We start from the raw sequence: 19,717 nt of genomic DNA, 5'->3' as shown, positions 1-19,717 counted from the left end.
CTTGAACACCTTTATTGTATCGCGTTTGGAGTTTTTTTGGTATAACCTTCGACGCGCACCCGCATAGCGGGTGGTTTTTTTGTCTCGCACCTAACGGAGCGAGACGGACTAATAGTCACATAATAAAGAAAGGAGGTCGGGAATTTTCTCCCAACCTCTTTTCGTCTGTCTTTATATAATTGCTTATTGATTCTTAAAGGCATCGACCATCACTTGAAACTCCTCGTTTGAGAGGGTGATTCCTTTCCCCATCTTAGTGTGGTCTGGACTCCAAGCACGAATGTCAAACTTTGCTGGTGCTCCATTAAAGCTGACACGATTGATTTCCTTGGTCCAACCTTTTTCATTCTCTGAGAGCGTAAGTAAGTGTTCTTCGATTTCAAATGTAAATTCTGCCATTGTATTCTCCTTTTAATTGTCTTCACTTGATTATTCGTAAAATCTTGTAGATTTTTTTAAAATTGTATATAATAATGGTAAAAAGAAGGGAGGCTCCGATGAAAGATTTATTTAAACATATTCAACAAAAATTCCAAGGATTTCTCAACGGACGAGAAGAATCAGATCATTCCAAAGCTGACTCCCTGACAAGTGCCATTAAAGAGGCGCTCATGAAAAAAACTGCTGTCCACATTATTTTTTCAGATACAAGTTTTACAGGGGATATCATCAAATTTGATACAGACCGCCAGCAAATTATCGTTAAAAATTTTGCAAAAAATGTGACCCGCATTATTCGAATCCCAGATATTCGAAAAATAAGTTTTGTTCCCTCAACTGTCCAAACTGCCCAAAAAAATCGATTTAAGAAAGAGTGAGATGAGTTTTCTTCATCTCACTTTTTTCTATTAACGAATTTGTTCAAAATGAAGGTGAACAGCAATGTGTTCTCCGTAACCACTTCTCTCTAAATCCCGTTGCAAACGGTAAGAGATATAGTGTTCAGCGATAGTGATGTAACCTGCACCAAGCAAGCGATGCTCAACCATTGATTGAATCATGCTGATTGTCGCACGCTCCACTTTTGCCTCTTCTAGATCCAAGACAACTTTCTTAGTTACCTGAGCTAGATTTTGACGTAAATCATCTGTCAAAACATAAACTGTTTGAGCAGCTTTGAGAATGGCTTGATAAATTTTATCTGGATCAAAGTCGGCAACTTGTCCATCACGTTTAATGACTTGCATAGGCTTCTCCTTTTAATTTGTATTTTCTTTAATATCCGCTAACATTTTAGCTTCTTCTGCTGTTAATTCATAATGTTCCAACAAATCTGGTCTACGCTCATAAGTTTTTTTGAGACTCTCATAGAGACGCCATTGGCGAATCTTCTCATGATGCCCACTCATAAGCACTTCTGGAACCACCATGCCACGATAATCGTAAGGACGTGTGTACTGAGGATATTCAAGAAGGCCTGATGAAAAGCTATCATCTTGATGACTGGTTTCCTTCCCAATTACTGCTGGTATCAAGCGAACCGTCGCATCAATCATGGTCATTGCTGCCAGTTCACCACCAGTCAAGACATAATCACCTAGGGAAATCTCATCTGTTACCAAGGTCTTAATGCGTTCATCATAGCCCTCGTAGTGACCACAGATAAAGATGAGTTCCTCTTCTTGTGCTAAATCTTCAGCATAAGCCTGGTCAAACTGCTTACCAGCAGGATCCAAAAGGATCACGCGCGGATTTTTCTTTTGAATAGCATCAAAGGCATCAAAGATTGGTTGCGCTCGCAGGAGCATGCCTTGACCACCACCGTAGGGTTCGTCATCAACATGACGAGCCTTTTCAGCATAGTCACGAAAATTATGATACTGGATATCAAGAAGTCCCTTTTCACGGGCCTTTCCAACGATAGAATGTTCTAGTGGAGAGAACATCTCTGGAAAGAGGGTTAAAATATCAATCTTCATCGTCTAACCCTTCTAAGAGTTCTACATCCACGCGCTTATTAGGAATATCAACATTGAGCACGACCGGTGGGATGTATGGTAAAAGCAGGTCACGTTTCCCCTTGCGCTTAACTACCCAAACATCATTGGCCCCTGGTTGAAGAATTTCCTTAATAGTTCCAATCAAGTTGTCACCCTCGTAGACCTCTAATCCAATAATCTCGTGATAGTAAAATTCACCCTCATCTAGATCATTAAGGTTTTCTTCCGCAACCTTCAAACTGTGGCCCTTGTATTTTTCGATATCATTGATGTGATACATATCCTTAAATTTGATGATATCAAAGTTTTTATGCTTACGGTGACTTGCGATAGTCACTGTTTTAACAAATTGATCCTTCTCATCAAATAAGGCAAGTTCTGCACCTTTTTTAAAGCGTTCTTCCGAAAAATCCGTCACAGATAAGACTCTCATCTCACCTTGCAAACCTTGTGTATTGACGATTTTTCCAACGTTAAAATAGTTCATTTGATCTCCTGTAATTTCCTTATCTCCATTTTCTTCTTACAATTTTTTAATAATATCTACAATTTTTTCTGATTCAGACCACTGTAAATAATGATGACTTCCACCTAGAATAAGTCTAGTCTTAGAAGTCCAATATTCTGATTCTCTGTACTCTTTTTCTCTATAAGCCTGACAAAAAATAAATACAGGGATACGATCTGTTATTGACACATCCTCAAAATCTTCCTTGGTGATCTCAACAGATACCTGAAAGCCCGGAACTTGAGATTCCAACTCTGAGCCTTTTTCTTGCATTAATTCCCATATCTTTTTATTAATTTCAGGGCTAAAGGTGGTTTGAGTTAAGTTCTTAAAATAAAGTTCAGGACCGAATTCTTCAATCAGTCTCATTTGCTTTTCCATTTCTGGATAAGGATTCTTTGAAAAATCAGCAAACATGACTTTTTTAGTTGTCGGTTCAATCGCCACTAAAGCTTGACAATTAAAATCTTTGTTCATCAATTTGCAAGCTAAGATTCCACTCAAGCTATGAACACAAAGTACATAATCAGAAATATTTAGTTTTTTAAGAATTTCATAAACTGCATCTACAAGATTGTCCAGATTTTTTCCAGCTAGGTTCTGAATCGAACTCCTACCTGTGTTTGGAAAATCAATTGTCAAATAACCAATTGTGGGAGGAAGTTTTTCAAGTATAAGTGAAAAATTTTCATAACTTGGTATCAAACCTGCTCCATTTAGACAAACAATCATTTTCTTTTGCTTTTGATAAGTAACAGAGAGACTACCGATTTCTGTAGATACTTCAAACCTCTTCATAAAGAAATCCACTCATTCTATATAATGAATTATTAAAAATCCTTATCCTTTATTTTATCATGTTCTAGGTATTTTCACAAGTTGGAGAAAAAAGCTAGTTCTGACCTTCGGCTTCTAAATATCCTTCCAAATCTCGTTCATGATGATATTTGATAGCTGCCTTTTTGTCTTTTTCAAAAATGGTCTTGGTTAGATCAATGTCGTTGATGGCTGCAATTGCAACGGTGTAGTGAATGATATCAGCAAGTTCTTTAGCAAGTTCCTCATTTGAGTCCTGAACTCCCTTTTTTCGTCCAGAACGTCCATTTAAAACCTCGGCTACTTCACCAACTTCTTCAACTAGTTTTATAAAGAGCCCTTCTTCTGTTCTAGATTGCTGGTAATGTTCTAGCAAATAGGCTTGTAGTTGTCTAACTGTTAAATCCTTCATATCCTTCTCCTAGCAAAAAAGCGAGACATCCGTCCCGCTTTTTTATTTTTCGTCAATAACGATTCTTACTTTTTTGTCTTCAGTTGGGACAGAGTAGACAATCGTTCTTATCGCAGAGATAGTGCGACCCTTACGACCAATCACACGACCCACATCGCTTTGGTCAAGATCCAAATGATACTCCAAAAATTCTGGTGTATCTTCAATCTTGATAGTTAAGGCATCTGGTTGTGAAATCAAAGGTTTCACAATTGCAATAATGAGATTTTCAATCGTATCCATCTGTCAACCTACTTTAGAATTATTTAGAGAATTTAGAATCGTGGAATTTTTTCAATACGCCTTCTTTTGAAAGGATGTTGCGTACTGTATCTGAAGGTTGAGCTCCATCAGCCAACCATGCAAGAACGCGATCTTCTTTCAAAGTTACTTGGTTTTCAGCAACAAGTGGGTTGTAAGTTCCAACTGTTTCGATGAAACGTCCGTCACGTGGTGAACGTGAATCTGCTACGTTAATACGGTAGAAAGGTTTTTTCTTAGAACCCATACGAGTCAAACGGATTTTTACTGCCATTTTTAATATCTCTTTTCTTTTATTTTTTAGTTCGGTGAAATAGCTGAGCTATTTAGCACATGTCCTATTATAACAGATTTCTGAGAGGTGTCAAGAAAAAAACTTGACAGACTTTAAAATTTTTAAATTTTTTTTGAAATTTGTTAGACTAATAGGGATAAATTAGAAAGAGAAACTTTATGAATACTAGTCTAGAGAAGATTTACAAAGACCATCAAGCAATCATTGACCGCCATCATAAAAAGAATCTTTAATCAACCAAGTCAGGTTGATTGTTTTGAAAACAATTTCTTAAAAAAATCTAATCAATTCACTTACGAGAAAAATTTTTTATGATAAACTGATGTCTAATCAAAAAGAAATGGAGACTATAATGCCTAGAAATTTCAAAGAAGCTCTTTTATTTACAACACTAATGTGTTCCATGATGGTACTCGGTATGTCTATTTGGAATCTTTTTATTGTTGGTCAACTTTCACTACATCATTTAGCCCTTGGTTACATTCCTGGTTTTGTCACAGCCTTTTTATTGGATGTCATCCTTGTTGGACCAATCGTTAAGTCAATTGCCTTTCGTATCCTCAAGGATCATCATAAACGCTGGCAGAAAATCATTACAATTTCTGGAGGAATGGCAGTTCTCATGGTCACTTTCATGTCCTTCTATGGACTTTTCTACAATGGCATTGCTATCACACCCAAGACCTATCTAAGTGCCTGGATCGTAAACTTTATTGCAGCTCTTCCTCTAAACTTCCTAATTGTCGGACCAATTGCCCGTTTTATACTAAGTTCTTTTCAGAAACCATTTGCTGGGGAAGAAGAAGTTGAAGATTTTCAAGATGATGATGAAATCCCAACTATTATCTAAGCTATTTCTGTAAACTACTAATATTTGAAATCCACTTTCAATTAGGGTACAATGGTAGAAATGATTTTTGAAAGGATTACCATGAAAAAAATAGCAACACTTCTATTAATCTCAACTTTTGCCCTTGCTGGATGTAGCAGTATCCAACGTAGTCTGCGAGGGGATGACTATGTAGATTCTAGCTTGGCTGCCGAAGAAAGTTCCAAGGCGGCTGCCCAATCTGCTAAGGATCTTAAAGACGCTTTGACAAATGAAAATGCCAATTTCCCACAACTATCTAAAGAAGTTGCTGAAGACGAGGCTGAAGTCATTCTCCATACAAGTCAAGGAGATATCCGCATCAAACTCTTTCCAAAGCTAGCGCCTCTTGCGGTTGAAAATTTCCTAACTCACGCTAAGGAAGGTTACTACAATGGCGTTACCTTCCACCGAGTGATTGATGGCTTTATGGTTCAGACTGGTGATCCAAAAGGAGATGGTACAGGTGGCGAATCCATCTGGCACGATAAGGACAAGACTAAAGACCATGGAACTGGTTTCAAGAGCGAAATCTCTCCATATCTCTATAACATCCGTGGTTCTCTCTCCATGGCTAATACTGGCCAACCAAATTCCAATGGTAGCCAGTTCTTCATCAACCAAAATACAACAGACATTTCTGCCAAACTTCCTACAAGTAGCTATCCAAAGAAAATTATTGAAGCCTACAAAGAAGGTGGGAACCCTAGTCTAGACGGAAAGCATCCTGTCTTTGGTCAAGTCATCGACGGTATGGATGTTGTTGACAAGATTGCCAAGGCTGAAAAAGACGAAAAAGACAAACCAACTACTGCTATCACTATCGATAGTATCGAAGTAGTGAAAGACTACGATTTTAAATCTTAAAAACCAAAAAAATACAGTATCCTCGTTAGGTACTGTATTTCTTTTACTCTCATTTTAAGTTAAGTTGTTAAAATCCCAGATTTGATCCATCCAGCCTTCATAGAAGTCTGGTTCGTGGCAAACCATGAGGATAGAACCCTTGTATTCTTTCAGAGCTCGTTTGAGCTCATCCTTGGCATCCACATCCAAGTGGTTGGTAGGCTCGTCTAGAACAAGGACATTGTTCTCACGGTTCATCAAGAGACAGAAACGAACCTTGGCTTGTTCTCCACCTGATAGAACTTGAATCTGGCTTTCGATATGCTTGGTGGTCAAACCACAGCGGGCAAGGGCTGCACGAACTTCTGCTTGATTGAGGGCCGGAAAGGCATTCCAAACTGCTTCTAAAGGTGTCTGGCGATTGCCACCTTCCACCTCTTGTTCAAAGTAGCCAAGTTCCAGGTAATCTCCACGTTCAACTTCCCCAGCAATTGGTGGGATAATTCCTAAAAGACTCTTCAAGAGGGTTGTTTTCCCGATACCATTGGCACCGATAATGGCAACCTTCTGATTACGTTCGAAGGTAAGATTTAATGGTTTTGTAAGTGGGCGGTCGTAACCAATCTGCAAGTCTTTGGCTTGGAAGATAAAGCGACCTGGTGTACGAGCTGGTTTGAAATCAAAGGATGGCTTTGGTTTTTCACTTTGAAGCTCGATAATGTACATCTTATCCAATTTCTTCTGGCGAGACATGGCCATGTTACGAGTTGCGACACGCGCCTTGTTTCGCGCCACAAAATCCTTGAGGTCAGCAATTTCTTTCTGTTGACGCTCATAGGCTGCCTCTAGTTGCGATTTCTTCATGGCATAGACTTCTTGGAACTGGTAGTAATCCCCAGAGTAGCGAGTCAACTGTTGATTTTCTACATGATAGACGATATTGATCACATCGTTGAGGAAAGGAATATCGTGAGAGATAAGAACAAATGCATTTTCATAGTTTTGAAGATAACGCTTGAGCCAGTCAATATGCTCAGCATCCAGGTAGTTGGTTGGCTCGTCAAGCAACAAGATATCTGGCTTTTCAAGAAGAAGTTTGGCCAAAAGTACCTTGGTTCTTTGTCCACCAGATAAGGCTGTTACGTCTGTATCCATACCATAATCCATGACACCAAGAGCACGCGCGACTTCGTCAATCTTAGCATCCAAGGTATAGAAGTCACGACTTTCCAAACGGTCCTGAAGTTCGCCGACTTCTTCCATTAGGGCATCAATATCAGCGCCCTCTTCTGCCATTTCCATGTAGAGTTCATTGATACGTGCTTCAGCTTTGAATAATTCGTCAAAGGCAGTGCGAAGAACATCACGCACAGTTTGACCTTCTTTGAGAACTGCATGCTGGTCCAGGTAACCTGCTGTCACATATTTAGACCATTCCACCTTACCTTCATCAGGTAACATTTTACCAGTTACGATGCTCATGAAGGTTGATTTTCCTTCACCGTTAGCACCAACTAATCCGATGTGTTCACCTTTAAGGAGACGGAAGGACACGTCTTCAAAAATCGCACGGTCACCAAAACCGTGACTCAAATTTTTAACTTCTAAGATACTCATTTTAATTCCTTATCTTGTTTTTATGTAGTAGTTTATAAAGGACCCAAGCCAGGTAGCCACCCAAAGTGTTGGTCCATAAATCATCAATCTCAAAGACCCGATTGAAATCAAAGAAAAAATCCAAAACTAATTGTGTGCACTCGATGCTTAAGCTCAATAAAAAGCTAAACAAAATCACTCTCTTCGTTTTTCTTAGACTAGGGATGAGATAGAGAAGCTGGAAAATTAATGGGAAGAGCAAGAGGATATTTAAGGCGTTTTGCAAAAAAATCCAAAACAGTTGTATAGGGCTGGTTACTTCTCCCAGGTTCCACAAAGAGTTAAAAGGCGTCAAAAGAAAAACCAGGCGTCCAAAAGTTTGAATACCTGGAGTTTCCACTCCTGTAGGAAGTTGAGGCTGGGGACTAAAGCAAAAACAGACGATACTAAGACTGTATAAAAGCACTCCAAAGCTTAGTAATGTTTTTCGATTCATCTTATGGATTTACTTCAGCTACTGCTTTTTGACGATCACGCTTCATGGTATTTGAACGCAATTGTCCACAAGCCGCATCGATATCTGTACCATGTTCCTGACGAACGACACAGTTGACACCTTTTTTCTTGAGTGTATCATAGAAAGCCATGACACGTTCTTTAGGGCTTCGGCTATACTGGTCATGTTCACTAACTGGGTTGTAAGGAATCAAATTGACATAAGACAATTTCTTGATATTTTTCAGCAATTCTGCCAACTCAAGTGCCTGCTCTACTCCATCGTTAACTTCATTGAGCATGATATACTCAAAAGTCACACGGCGATTGGTTGTTTCGATGTAATACTCGATAGCTGCAAAGAGTTTTTCAATTGGAAAGGCACGGTTAATCTTCATGATGCTTGAACGAAGTTCATTGTTTGGGGCATGAAGAGAAACAGCAAGGTTGACCTGGACTCCTTCATTAGCAAATTCACGGATTTTGTGAGCCAAACCAGAAGTTGATACTGTGATATGGCGAGCACCGATAGCCATTCCCTTATCGTCATTTATGGTACGGATAAAGTTCAAGACGTTATTGTAGTTATCAAAAGGTTCTCCAATACCCATAACAACGATATGACTAACACGTTCATCTTGTCCACGTTCGTCAAAATATTTTTGGACTAACATAATCTGCGCAACGATTTCACCGTTATTGAGGTCACGTTGCTTCTTGATCAAGCCTGATGCACAGAAGGTACAACCGATATTGCATCCTACCTGAGTCGTTACACAGACTGATAAACCGTAGTGTTGACGCATCAGCACTGTCTCAATCAACATCCCATCTGGCAACTCAAAGAGATACTTCACAGTACCATCAGCTGATTCTTGAACGATGCGTTGTTTCAAAGGATTGACAACAAATTGGTCGTTGAGTTTGGCAATCAAATCCTTAGACAAGTTGGTCATTTCTTCAAATGATTGGACACGTTTACGGTAAAGCCACTCCCAGATTTGGTCGGCACGGAATTTCTTTTCTCCCTGCTCCAAGACCCATTCTTGCATTCCTTGACGTGTTAAACTATAAATAGACGGTTTCATGTTTTCTCCTTATTCTCTAATCTTTCTTACGGATGACGAAATGACGTTGCCCCTTGTCTTCTTTCTGGGATTTTTGTTCCTTTGAACGTCGTCTATTTCTTTTATCTGTATGATTTCTTTTCTTGTTTTGAGAAAGTTTCTTTCCTTTTCGAGAATCTTTTTCTTCCTCTTTTTTGCGCATCTTTTGGTCAAAGGACGCCCGCTTAGGCGCTTCGTTTTCTAAGACAAAATAGGCACAACCATAGCTACAGTACTCTAGTAGGTAATCCTGCAAGCGGCTGATCTTTTCTAAAGACTCTTCAGCACGTTCATTCTTATAAAAACCTCGTAAGCGTAACTGTTCATTACTCCAGTCTCCTACGATATAGTCGAACTTGGTCAAAACTTCTGAAAAACGTTGAGTAAAAGCCGTTACATCAAAAGCATCCTTGCTATTTTCAACCAAGGTAAAGGCAAACCCTTCAGCTTCGACTTTATCTCCAGATAGATGAAATTCAGGACCAGGGAATTTATTGTAATTATATAATTCGGGTGCAATCTCTTTACGCATAATATTCCTTTTTAACGTTTACTTAATACTCTATTCTACCATATTTTCGGGATATTTTCACCTTTAGTCTTAAAATAAAAAAAGTCTGACGATTTAAGAATCTTTCTCAAAAAACTCAACTTGCCTGGACAAGAAAAAAACTGGGAAATTCCCAGTTTTTAGTGTTTATAGGTAAAGTAATTTAAAGAGCGCTACTGCTGCAATCGCTGCAAGAATCGGTGCAACTACTGGTACCCAAGCATACCACCATTTTGAATCACCCTTGTGTTGACCAAGGATTGATTTTGGAAGGAAGGCATGAAGGAGACGTGGTCCAAAGTCACGAGCTGGGTTCAAACCAGGTCCTGTAGGCCCACCAAGAGAAGTTACCAAGGCCATTACTAGGAAACCAAGTGCCAAGTGAGCAACAGAAAGTCCTGAAGCTGTATGAGGCGCTACTTGAGCTTTAATTGCCAAATCAGAGAAGTCAACATTTTGACCAGCTTGAGTTGCCATTTGTTTCATGTATTGGAGAACTTCAGCTCCAAAGAAGTTCTTTGTCAAACCAAGTGCTGCAAAGAAGAGAACGAATGAACCAACGAACTCGTTGATAAAACCGTTAACTGTTGCTGCGAAGCGTGATTCTTTTGTACCGTGGTCCAAACTTGAAATTGTTGAGAAAGTTCCCAAGATATTGTTTGCTTTTTCAGTTTGCAAGTAGTAAGGACGGTGAGTTGCAACAACCAAGGCTTGTCCGAAGATTGCTCCCAAGACTTGTGCAATGATATATGGTACTACTTGTGCCCAAGGGAAGAGTCCGCTAACTGCTAGACCAAGAGTGAAGGCCGGGTTGATGTGGTTACCAGAAACGTTACCAAACATCAAGGCAGGGATCATAACCCCCATACCGTAACCAACAGCGATAACGAGCCAGCCACTTTGGTGACCTTTCGTACCTTTAAGTTCAACGTTGGCAACTGCACCATTTCCCAAGATAATCAAGATGGCTGTTCCCAAAAATTCAGTGGCATATTTGACTGCCCATGCGAAATCCATTGATAGATTCTCCTTAATATTTTTTAGACAATCCCTATTCTATCAATTTTTAAGCCTTTTAGCAACAGATTTTCTAAAAGAATCCCAAGGGAAAACGCTTTTATTTCAACTCTTCAAAAAAGACCTAACAAAGAGAGTTTGTTAAGTCTTCATATCCTATTACTGACGTTGACCAAAATATTTTCCAATTTTTTAATTAGCGAAAAAAGTTCGAAATTCTTTTAAAATTATAATTTCATATTCTTTAATATGTTCTCTTAAGAAAAGTTAACTCTTTTCCTCTATTTAAATTCATCTGATTCATATAAATCTGATGGTAAAAAATTATTCATTACAGATTTCTCATCATTATTAATACGAATAAATTCTCCATCAATTAAGTCATACTTGTAATTAGACATACTATTTATTTCAATAAATTGATTTTCAACATTATTAAATAAAAACAAGGTAACCTCTAGGTTACTATTGGTGATAGGCTCTGTGATTTGAATATTGTATAACTTTTCCTTATGATTATAATGACATGAACTAAACTTTCTATATTCATCACTTCCTATTTTGATAAGCCTTATAGTTTTATTATCAATTACTAAATTTACTCTATCATCGTTACATTTCTCTATTTTCCCAAGTTTTTCCTCTTTATCATTATAGATAATATTATCTTCATCAAAAGTGAAAAAACTACCAAAAAATTTAATTCTATTGCCATCAATATTTAATAAGAATTTTCTCACAATAATATCGTGGTTCGTAAAATTATTCATTGTAATCATATTCCAATTTCCATATAAATATTTTTGACTAGATGATAATCCAAGCATAATTTGAATTTTTTGTCTTAGTTTCTTAAAATAAATTAAAAATAAAAAAAGAGGATATGTTATTTCTAATACAATAAACCTATAAAGTCCAGTTAATAATACCGTATAATAGGAATCATTATTGAATCCAGTGCGAGGAAAAATTAAAGAGGTAGTATAAATTACTGGAATCAAAAATAATATAGATACTTTAACCAACGATAGTTGTTGTTGTCGTTGTTTAGCTATTTTTATATTAAATACATCTTCTAAAGTATCTGTTTCAAATAATAAAATTAGGACTGCTGTAGTTGCTGAAACTAAAGCAGAAGAAGATGAATCAATAAAAAATAGTAAAATTGAAAAAATAATTACAAAAAAGATTAAAAATGTTCCAGTCAGTATTGCCCTTGAATTTGATTTCTCTTTTATAAAATTCTCTATAGATATCGTGAATATAGAAAAAAGTAATATCGATTGTTGAGTATCATTAAACATGGAAAATAAAAAAAGAAACTCTATCAGACCTAACAAAATTGTTATAAAATAATTAAAGCCCTTTTCTAGTTTATTCTTTCTTTTTGAAACAAAGTAAGTCACTGGCATTTTTGTTATAAGAAATACCAAAAATAAAACTAATAAAATTTGATCTGTCATACCAAAAATGGAAATGAAGTGAGATCCAAGAAATAACATTATTATAAATATAATAGTGTCAATAATAGACGAGAGAAAAATAGGCTTTATTTCTTCTTTTTTCATTTTAAATTTAGACTCCTTAAAATAAATTAATAGTTGATTTACAAAATATAGTATAATGAAACAAAAACTGAACAAGTTGATTGCGGAATTCAAACCAATTTCTAAAAATATTTTAGAAACAATACCGTACTACTCTATATTCAATTTACTATAATAGAAAAATTTTCTATAAAACATCTTTGATAATAACGTTCATATAAAATTATATCATATTAATTACGTTTATTCAAATTTACAATATTTAGTTTTCTATTTTATTAAAAAGGACAAAAGAAGTCAAATTCCTTTCATCCTTTTCATTATTCTTGACGCTGACCAAAGTCCTTAATCATCTGATCCATTTCTTCACGACTTGGTGTCGTTAGCATATAGAGAAAGTCTCCTTGCAATTCAGCAAAGGCTGCTGGCATGATTTTCTTGACTTTGAACTGGTGACCATATTTAGCGAGCAAGTCTTCTTCTGAATAAACATAGTTGGCATTGGCACGACGAGATGTTGCCAAGCAGTATAGAGGCTCGAATTGAGAAGCAGGGAATGGCTCACCCGCAACGATCGCTGCATATCCCTTATACAAGTCAAAAGAATGGGCATAGTTATAGACATCAATTGTGAAGCCACCCGCTGGACGGTTATTATACTCAATGGCAATATAATCATCACCTTCACGGAAGAACTCGATATGGAAGAAACGTTCTTTCATGCCAAATTCTTTGACAATTGCCTCACCATACTTGCGCAATTTTGGATCCATATCTTTAAGAACGTAATAAGAATTATCCATCTTGTAAAGCATCAAATCTAAAGGAGTGTAGGCATAGTCAAAGGTAGTTGAAAAGACAATATTTCCATCTCTATCTACCAAACCATCGAAGGTACAGATTTCACTAGAGGTGACAAATTTTTCAAAGAAATAAACGGTTGAATGGTCCCATTCTGCCTTGAAATGATGGATATCCTCTTCTGTTTCAAGCTTGAAGGTTGCTGCCGCTCCCACTCCATTGTCAGGTTTGGCAATCATAGGAAGGCCAATTTCTTTCACAGCTTTATCCACATCTGCTTCTGTTTCAATAACAGCACCTGGCACAACGGGAACTCCAGCTTTCTTGAAGAGTTTCTTCATTTCGGACTTGAACTTAGTCTTCTTGAGGTCTTCTGGCTTGGCACCAAAAACATTGAACTGTTCACGAAGGGCAGCGTCCAATTCTAACCAGTATTCATTGTGAGATTCGATACGGTCAATTGGTCCATGTTTATAGAAAAGAAAGGCAACTGCACGTTTAACCTCATCGATATTTTCAAGATTATCAACACGGAAATACTCCGTCAAGCTATTGCGCAATGGCTCATCCAGTTGTTCATAGGGTTCTTGCCCAATCCCTAGAACGGTGATTCCTTTATTGGCTAGCTCAATACTAAACTGTTGGAAATTTTGTGGGTAATAGGGTGAAATTACAAGATAATTCATAAGCGACTCCTTTTATAGACTCATGTGACCGAGGAAATATGGCATTTGTTTGCGCCACCAATCCCAATCATGGGCGACATCATGTCCCCATTCTGCAAACCAGGCAGGAATTTGTTTTTGGTCAAAGGCTTCTTTTAACTTGTAGTAAGAAGGCAGGCCATCATGCTCCCAAGCACCTAAGCCAGTACAAATCACAATCTCAGCCTGACGGTAACGGTCAATAAACCAACCATCATTTTGATTCCAGATATAGTCTACTGGTGAATTTTGATAGATAGCATCATCATTATAGTAGTCCCCTACAAAGAAGCGTGCGTCATAGACACCACTGAGGGCGATAACCTTGGTAAAGACATCTGGATGCTGCAGGAAAAAGTTGAGGGCATGATAGGCTCCCATAGAGCAGCCTGTCGTCATCATGCCGTCGAACCAGCCTGTCTTGTGCTTGATAAAAGGAATGGCTTCTTCAATAACGTATCGCTCATAAGCACGGTGCATTTCAGCTTGGTCATGACTATTTTTCCATGTTGCTAGCCAACTCTCACTATCGACACTTGACAGTGTAAAGAACTGAACACGGCCTTCTTCGATGAAGGATGAACAAGCATCAATCATGCCAAAATCATAGTATTCATTGTGGCTACCACCTGAGGAAGCAAAGACAACAACTGGGATACCTGCGTGTCCGTAACGATTAACATACATTTCACGGTTAAGATGACCACTCCAGTGGCTAAGATGTTCAATATTCATATCCTGTCTCCTTTATACTAATTACCAATTTTCTGCAAAAAAGCGTAGGCAAGCTGGAAGATTTTCTGACCATGGCACTTCATGGTGAATGGCTCCAGCCTGAACCTTGAGTGAGAGATTTTCCAACTGCACTCCTCCCGCTATCAAATCATGATAATAGCGAAGGGAAGAGTCGATATAGGCCTGCTTAATATTGCCAGCCATGAGGGTCTTGTCTGTATCATCAGCTTCTTCCGTTCCAACATAGATAAAAATTCGTTGGTCAGGTAAGAGTTTTTTACGCTCGATATAGCGATCAAAGGCCTCTTGGTGGAGCCAGTTAGCTGATGAGAAAACTCCCAAGCACCCAATCTGATCTTGATACTCCAAGCCGATAAACTGGGTAATATTGCCACCAAGTGAAGAGCCTATCATTGCAGTGTGTTTACGGTCTGCTTTTGTCCGATAGTTTTCATCGATAAAAGGCTTAACCACTTCCATGACAAATTCTGCGTACTCGACTCCCTTACCACCAAATTGTTGACCAGGAATATTAGACTCTTGGAATTTCCAAGCTGCATACTCATTCATTCGACCAAGACCATCATTGTCAATAGCCACAACAATCATACGGCTGATATCTGGATTTCGCTTGATAGCAGGAATAATCTTCCAGGAATGTCCAACGTAAGATTCCTTACTATAAAAGACATTTTGTCCATCATGGAAATACACCACAGGATAACTTCTATCCGTGTCTTTTTCATAGTTTTTTGGGAGGAGAACACGAACCCGGCGCTCCTTACCTGTGTAGGGAACCACTAATTTATGCTCTCGCATTTTCAGGTAAAAATATGATTGATTCATTGTCAGAAAACTCTCTATATTCAAAATTTTATCTAATTATATCATAAAAATAGAAAAAAAGTCAGTTTCCGTCCAAATTTAGGACAATAAACTAACTTTTTTTACTTATTTTATCTTTTCCTCTGGTTTTTCTGATTAAAGGAGATCATCGATCAACTCATCGACTGCATCCTTCTCAGCTTGAGGCGTAATTTCAGTAATCATAATTCCTGCTACTGCACGTTCAACCAAACCTTCGACATCCATACGCGCTTCATACTGCTCAGCATTCTTAATCTTAGGATTTGTCTTCGGACGATCGGGTGCAAAAATCGTACAACAGTCTTCAAATGGCTGAATAGAAATTTCAAAGGTATCAATTTCTTGTGCAATGTCAATGATTTCTAGCTTATCCATAGTCACAACTGGACGGATAATTGGGGTATTGGTCACCGCGTTGATAGCCTGCATACTTTCAAGAGTTTGGCTTGCTACCTGACCAAGGCTTTCCCCATTGATGATGACCAAGCCATTTCGTACCTCACGGACACGGTCAGTAATCCGCATCATAAAGCGACGAGTCAGTGTCATCAGATAGGCTTCTGGAGCTTTAGCCTTGATTTCCTCTTGAATCTCCGTGAATGGCACTTCGATAAACTGGATATTACCACCGAATTTGGTCAATTTACGGGTCAAATCTTGCGCTTTCTTGAGGGCACCTGGACTTGTGTAAGGAGGGCTAGCAAAGTGAACAGCCTCAATATCTACACCACGTTTTAGAGCTAGATAACCAGCAACAGGTGAGTCAATCCCACCTGACAACATGAGCATACCTTTACCAGAAGTTCCAACTGGTAAACCACCTGCACCACGAATGGTTTCATATGAAAGGTAGGCTGCTTCTTCACGAATCTCCACCTGAAGGTTAATGTCAGGATTTTTCATTTGTGCCTGCACATTTGGAATAGCTTCAAAAACTGCTCCACCAAGCGTTTGATTGAGTTCACGACTATCGAGTTCAAAGTTGTGGTCGCTACGCTTACTTGAGATTTTAAAGGTCATCCCTTCCTTGTAGATGTCCTTCATAATCTCTTGAACAGCAGACTTCAGAACTTCTACAGATTTTTCAACCTTATATACTGGAGAAAAGTTTTGAATCCCGAAAACTTGCTTGAGTGACTCGGCAACTGCTGTGTAGTCTGCACCATTTAGATAAGCATGGGCACGATCGCGGTCTGCTGTCACTTTGACTTGAGGATAGATGGACAAGACATCTGAGATATTATTACGTAGTTTATTGATGAAACGCATACGATTTTTACCCTTGGTTGAAAGCTCACCATAGCGAATCATAATTTCTGAATACTGCATGAATACTCCTATCTTACTTTTTTAGTTTGATTGTAGATTAATTTTAGTTTAGTCAAAAATTGCTCAACTTGACTCATATCATTTTCTAGGTCTAGACTGAGACGAACTGCTGACTGGGCTTTATCCTTATCAATGCCCATAGCAATCAGGGTCCCAGCAGGTTTCCCAGCCTTGGACGAGCAAGCTGACGTTGTAGAAATGAAAATATCATAGTCTTCAAAAGCATGAACGATGACTTCACCACGAACCCCCTTAATCCCAAAGGTCAGAATATGAGGTGCAAAGTCTTCCTCATCTGAGAAGACAAAAATATCTGGATATTCTAGAAGGGCTTGACGGATGACTTCCTTCATCTGACTTGTTTTGTTCGTAAACAAATCAAGTTTTTCCATAGACAAACGTAGAGCCTTGGCGGTTGCTGCAATACCTGCTACATTCTCAGTAGTTGAACGATAATCACTCTCTTGTCCACCACCAGTTAATAGTGGCATAATCTTCTTACCTGACTTGATATAGACAAATCCAACACCACGAACGCCGTGAAACTTGTGACTCGAGAAAGTCGCAAAGTCCACTCGGTCTGTCAAATACTTTTCTGTCGGAATCTTAGCCAAGGCTTGAACCGCATCAACATGGAAGGAGATAGTCGGCTTATCTGCTAAAAGTTCTGAGATAGCTTCAATAGGTTGGATTGAACCAATTTCATTGTTAACAGCCATGATAGAAACTAAGGTCGTATCAGCTCGAAGCAAATTTGCTAAGGCATCTACATCTACAAAACCTTTTTCATCTACTGGCGCAAAATCCACTTCAAAACCTTGACTTTTCAGCCAAAGAGCAGACTCCTTAACCGCTGGGTGTTCAATCTCAGACACAATAATGTGTTTACCAAACTGAGCTTTTTCAAACGCAACCCCTTTGATAACCCAGTTATCTCCTTCAGTGCCACCAGATGTAAAGTAGATTTCTTCGCTTTTCTTACCAATTAAATCTGCAATCTGTTGACGAGAAGCATCTAAGATTCGTGTTGCCTGCTCCCCCAAACGATGGAGACTAGATGGGTTACCAATAATTTTTGCAGACACCTGCATATAGGTTTCAAGTGCTTCTGGATAGGGCTTTGTAGTTGCCGAATTATCAAAGTAAATCATGGTTTCTCACGCTTTCTAAAATCACTCCTTCTATTGTATCACGAAACAGTTCAGGCGACAAGAAAGGCAGTTCAGGTTCATTTAAGTTTTTTTTAAAGATTTTCGGTATAATGAATTTTAGTAAAGGAGAGATATTATGTCTAATTATCGTAGAACATCAAAACCCAAAACGGAACACATCAAAAAAGGATTTACTGTTTTTCAAAAAACGATTGCTACTATCGGTAGTATTCTGGGGCTGATTACTGCAAGCATCACCATCATGAATGCTATGAATAACAACAACAATAATAATAACTCTAAAAAAGAAACTACGACAACCCAGACAACTGTCATAAAAGAGATTCAAAAGGAATCCCCTCAAGAGAACACTACTCCAAACAAGGACAATACTTCTACAAAGGACAACACACAAGAAGAGACGACAACACAATCTAGTAGTAGTGTAGAAGATAAGAAAGAAGATACTAGCAGTAAAAAAGAACAACCGACTGTTCCTTCTTCTAGCACTCAAACAACAGATACAAAAACGTCTACTACTAATGGAGCTTCCTAAAAGAACGATCTAACAGCCAGTGATTGAATCGCTGGTTTTTTTATTGCTGTCTCCAGCATTTATCAGCAAAAGTTGATCTTTGCAACAGAAAAATGATCAGCCTTTAAACCAATCATTTTTTGAATATATTTTATACTCAATGAAAATCAAAGAGCAAACTAGGAAGCTAGCCGCAGGTTGCTCAAAACACTGTTTTGAGGTTGTGGATAGAACTGACGAAGTCAGTAACAAATATACGGCAAGGCGACGCTGACGTGGTTTGAAGAGATTTTCGAAGAGTATTAGCTAAAAACTAAAAATAGATAGTTTAAAATAGATACCAGTACTAGAACTCCGTTATTTAGCAAATGAACAGCTATGGAATCAAGGATATTCCCTCTACGAGCATAGGCTAAGTAAAATATCACTCCCAGTAAAAAATAAGTTACAAACTCTATCGGATAAAACATATGCAGATAGCCAAAAATCGCAGAACTTATTAGCAATTTCAACCACTTTTGATCTTCTTTAAAAAAATAGTGGCTGAAGAATCCTCTAAATACTAATTCTTCCATGATTGGAGCAAATATACCAATTGCAAAATGAAAGGCGATGAAAAATAGAGGAAAAACACGAGTAACCTGCTCGCTTGTAGCCAGCAAGGCAGCATCGTTAGCGGATGTTGGATTTCCAGTAACCACTTGGATCAGGAGGGTACCTACAATCGCTACTAGTCGAGTAGCCACATAAAATAAAAGGGCTATTCCAAAATCCTTCCATGTGAACTTGAAAACCTTCTGCTGATTCAGAATTTTCTTTTTGTATTGTCGCCAAACAGCAACTAGCAAGAAAGTAGCCAGTACCAAATACCCAATACTAGTCGTCCACTTTAAGGGCAGAGAACTAGAATCTTCGAGAGCCAACATTCTCATGGGAAATGTATTTACATTTATAATCAGTAAGATCATTCCTACAAATTTTAAACTATTTTTCAACTTTTGCAAACCACTACCTCTTCTTTCCTGAACTCCAGCATCTCCACTTACTAACGATGCTTATCTATGCTTTCTTTCTTCTTTATAGATTTCTACTCCCTCAATCAGGGATAATAACACAAGGATGACCCCAATATCTAAATTGATCAAACTACCTCCATTAGCGAATAAATACAAACCCAAGCAGGCTTGCGCTAAGGGATAGGCATATTTATTAAATTTCATAGATACTCCCCAAAGCTTTTTACAAATAAATGAATGAATGAATAGAATTAACTTCTTAGTCTTGCTCACATAAGAGCAT

25 protein-coding genes are annotated in these 19,717 nt (G+C 38.1%); 4 read left to right on the top strand and 21 right to left on the bottom strand.

Annotated features, from left to right (window positions below):
• Nucleotides 1–183: 183 nt before the first annotated feature.
• Entirely contained in the window at nt 184–399 is a 216-nt protein-coding gene (locus QM917_RS07105; protein ID WP_000807425.1) for a YdbC family protein, read from the bottom strand.
• Nucleotides 400–497: 98 nt separating this feature from the next.
• Between QM917_RS07105 and QM917_RS07100 the strand changes: the two genes are divergently transcribed.
• On the top strand, nt 498–818 hold the full coding sequence (locus QM917_RS07100; RefSeq protein WP_414285349.1) for a hypothetical protein: 321 nt from the start codon (nt 498–500) through the stop codon (nt 816–818).
• 30 nt (nt 819–848) lie between these two features.
• Here the strand turns inward: QM917_RS07100 and QM917_RS07095 are convergent, their stop codons facing one another.
• From QM917_RS07095 to rpsP, 7 genes are all read right to left on the bottom strand, one after another.
• Nucleotides 849–1,187: an ATP cone domain-containing protein gene (locus tag QM917_RS07095; protein WP_001196044.1), complete on the bottom strand. Its 339-nt coding sequence runs from the start codon at nt 1,185–1,187 to the stop codon at nt 849–851.
• Nucleotides 1,188–1,199: 12 nt separating this feature from the next.
• Nucleotides 1,200–1,919 (bottom strand): tRNA (guanosine(37)-N1)-methyltransferase TrmD, encoded by a 720-nt coding sequence (gene trmD / locus QM917_RS07090; protein WP_414285348.1) that lies wholly within the window; start codon nt 1,917–1,919, stop codon nt 1,200–1,202.
• Entirely contained in the window at nt 1,909–2,427 is a 519-nt protein-coding gene (rimM, locus tag QM917_RS07085) for a ribosome maturation factor RimM (protein ID WP_316108272.1), read from the bottom strand. The genes trmD and rimM overlap by 11 nt, the downstream gene beginning before the upstream one ends.
• 36 nt (nt 2,428–2,463) lie before the next feature.
• Nucleotides 2,464–3,246 carry an alpha/beta fold hydrolase gene (locus QM917_RS07080; protein ID WP_414285347.1) on the bottom strand — a complete coding sequence of 261 codons (783 nt, stop codon included), beginning with the start codon at nt 3,244–3,246 and terminating at the stop codon, nt 2,464–2,466.
• 94 nt (nt 3,247–3,340) lie between these two features.
• Entirely contained in the window at nt 3,341–3,676 is a 336-nt protein-coding gene (locus tag QM917_RS07075) for a MazG nucleotide pyrophosphohydrolase domain-containing protein (protein WP_414285346.1), read from the bottom strand.
• Nucleotides 3,677–3,718: 42 nt separating this feature from the next.
• Nucleotides 3,719–3,958 carry an RNA-binding protein KphA gene (kphA, locus tag QM917_RS07070; protein ID WP_000379617.1) on the bottom strand — a complete coding sequence of 80 codons (240 nt, stop codon included), beginning with the start codon at nt 3,956–3,958 and terminating at the stop codon, nt 3,719–3,721.
• A gap of 19 nt (nt 3,959–3,977) precedes the next feature.
• The gene (rpsP, locus tag QM917_RS07065; protein WP_000268760.1) at nt 3,978–4,250 is read right to left on the bottom strand and encodes a 30S ribosomal protein S16; all 273 of its coding nucleotides are present in this window, start codon (nt 4,248–4,250) and stop codon (nt 3,978–3,980) included.
• Between the two features lie 655 nt (nt 4,251–4,905).
• On the opposite strand from rpsP, the gene QM917_RS07060 reads away from it, so the two are divergent.
• Nucleotides 4,906–5,121 carry a hypothetical protein gene (locus tag QM917_RS07060; protein WP_060956389.1) on the top strand — a complete coding sequence of 72 codons (216 nt, stop codon included), beginning with the start codon at nt 4,906–4,908 and terminating at the stop codon, nt 5,119–5,121.
• Between the two features lie 81 nt (nt 5,122–5,202).
• Nucleotides 5,203–6,006, top strand: a complete 804-nt coding sequence (locus QM917_RS07055; protein WP_414285350.1) for a peptidylprolyl isomerase — start codon at nt 5,203–5,205, stop codon at nt 6,004–6,006.
• Between the two features lie 54 nt (nt 6,007–6,060).
• On the opposite strand, the gene QM917_RS07050 is transcribed toward QM917_RS07055, so the two are convergent.
• The 11 genes from QM917_RS07050 to QM917_RS07000 form a co-directional block, all read right to left on the bottom strand.
• Nucleotides 6,061–7,602 carry an ABC-F family ATP-binding cassette domain-containing protein gene (locus QM917_RS07050; RefSeq protein WP_414285345.1) on the bottom strand — a complete coding sequence of 514 codons (1,542 nt, stop codon included), beginning with the start codon at nt 7,600–7,602 and terminating at the stop codon, nt 6,061–6,063.
• Nucleotide 7,603: 1 nt separating this feature from the next.
• A complete protein-coding gene (locus QM917_RS07045) occupies nt 7,604–8,077 on the bottom strand; it encodes a VanZ family protein (RefSeq protein WP_371607970.1) in 474 nt (157 codons plus the stop codon).
• Between the two features lies 1 nt (nt 8,078).
• Entirely contained in the window at nt 8,079–9,164 is a 1,086-nt protein-coding gene (rlmN, locus tag QM917_RS07040; RefSeq protein ID WP_045763788.1) for a 23S rRNA (adenine(2503)-C(2))-methyltransferase RlmN, read from the bottom strand.
• A gap of 16 nt (nt 9,165–9,180) precedes the next feature.
• Nucleotides 9,181–9,714, bottom strand: coding sequence for a YutD family protein (locus tag QM917_RS07035; RefSeq protein ID WP_414285344.1), 534 nt, complete (start codon nt 9,712–9,714; stop codon nt 9,181–9,183).
• A 165-nt stretch (nt 9,715–9,879) separates the two neighbouring features.
• The gene (gene gla, locus QM917_RS07030) at nt 9,880–10,749 is read right to left on the bottom strand and encodes an aquaglyceroporin Gla (RefSeq protein ID WP_414285343.1); all 870 of its coding nucleotides are present in this window, start codon (nt 10,747–10,749) and stop codon (nt 9,880–9,882) included.
• Nucleotides 10,750–11,030: 281 nt separating this feature from the next.
• Complete coding sequence (locus QM917_RS07025) at nt 11,031–12,317, bottom strand: hypothetical protein (RefSeq protein ID WP_414285342.1); 1,287 nt, start codon at nt 12,315–12,317, stop codon at nt 11,031–11,033.
• A 299-nt stretch (nt 12,318–12,616) separates the two neighbouring features.
• On the bottom strand, nt 12,617–13,783 hold the full coding sequence (locus QM917_RS07020; RefSeq protein ID WP_414285341.1) for an ATP-grasp domain-containing protein: 1,167 nt from the start codon (nt 13,781–13,783) through the stop codon (nt 12,617–12,619).
• Nucleotides 13,784–13,795: 12 nt separating this feature from the next.
• Nucleotides 13,796–14,536: an esterase family protein gene (locus tag QM917_RS07015; RefSeq protein ID WP_414285340.1), complete on the bottom strand. Its 741-nt coding sequence runs from the start codon at nt 14,534–14,536 to the stop codon at nt 13,796–13,798.
• 21 nt (nt 14,537–14,557) lie between these two features.
• Nucleotides 14,558–15,382, bottom strand: a complete 825-nt coding sequence (locus QM917_RS07010; RefSeq protein WP_414285339.1) for an alpha/beta hydrolase — start codon at nt 15,380–15,382, stop codon at nt 14,558–14,560.
• Between the two features lie 135 nt (nt 15,383–15,517).
• Nucleotides 15,518–16,732, bottom strand: a complete 1,215-nt coding sequence (gene thiI, locus QM917_RS07005; RefSeq protein WP_153224784.1) for a tRNA uracil 4-sulfurtransferase ThiI — start codon at nt 16,730–16,732, stop codon at nt 15,518–15,520.
• Between the two features lie 8 nt (nt 16,733–16,740).
• Nucleotides 16,741–17,883, bottom strand: a complete 1,143-nt coding sequence (locus QM917_RS07000; protein ID WP_153224783.1) for a cysteine desulfurase family protein — start codon at nt 17,881–17,883, stop codon at nt 16,741–16,743.
• Nucleotides 17,884–18,019: 136 nt separating this feature from the next.
• Here QM917_RS07000 and QM917_RS06995 point away from each other — a divergent pair, with 136 nt between their 5' ends.
• The gene (locus QM917_RS06995) at nt 18,020–18,439 is read left to right on the top strand and encodes a DUF6556 family protein (RefSeq protein ID WP_414285338.1); all 420 of its coding nucleotides are present in this window, start codon (nt 18,020–18,022) and stop codon (nt 18,437–18,439) included.
• Nucleotides 18,440–18,720: 281 nt separating this feature from the next.
• Here QM917_RS06995 and QM917_RS06990 read toward each other — a convergent pair whose 3' ends face one another.
• Both QM917_RS06990 and QM917_RS06985 read right to left on the bottom strand, forming a co-directional pair.
• Nucleotides 18,721–19,422, bottom strand: a complete 702-nt coding sequence (locus QM917_RS06990; RefSeq protein WP_228113861.1) for a CPBP family intramembrane glutamic endopeptidase — start codon at nt 19,420–19,422, stop codon at nt 18,721–18,723.
• A 51-nt stretch (nt 19,423–19,473) separates the two neighbouring features.
• Nucleotides 19,474–19,638, bottom strand: a complete 165-nt coding sequence (locus QM917_RS06985; RefSeq protein WP_153224781.1) for a hypothetical protein — start codon at nt 19,636–19,638, stop codon at nt 19,474–19,476.
• Between the last annotated feature and the right edge of the window lie 79 nt (nt 19,639–19,717).

It is taken from the genome of Streptococcus infantis, from assembly GCF_047460685.1.
GTDB lineage: Bacteria > Bacillota > Bacilli > Lactobacillales > Streptococcaceae > Streptococcus > Streptococcus infantis_AD.
This window is presented reverse-complemented; position numbering and strand designations above follow the sequence as displayed.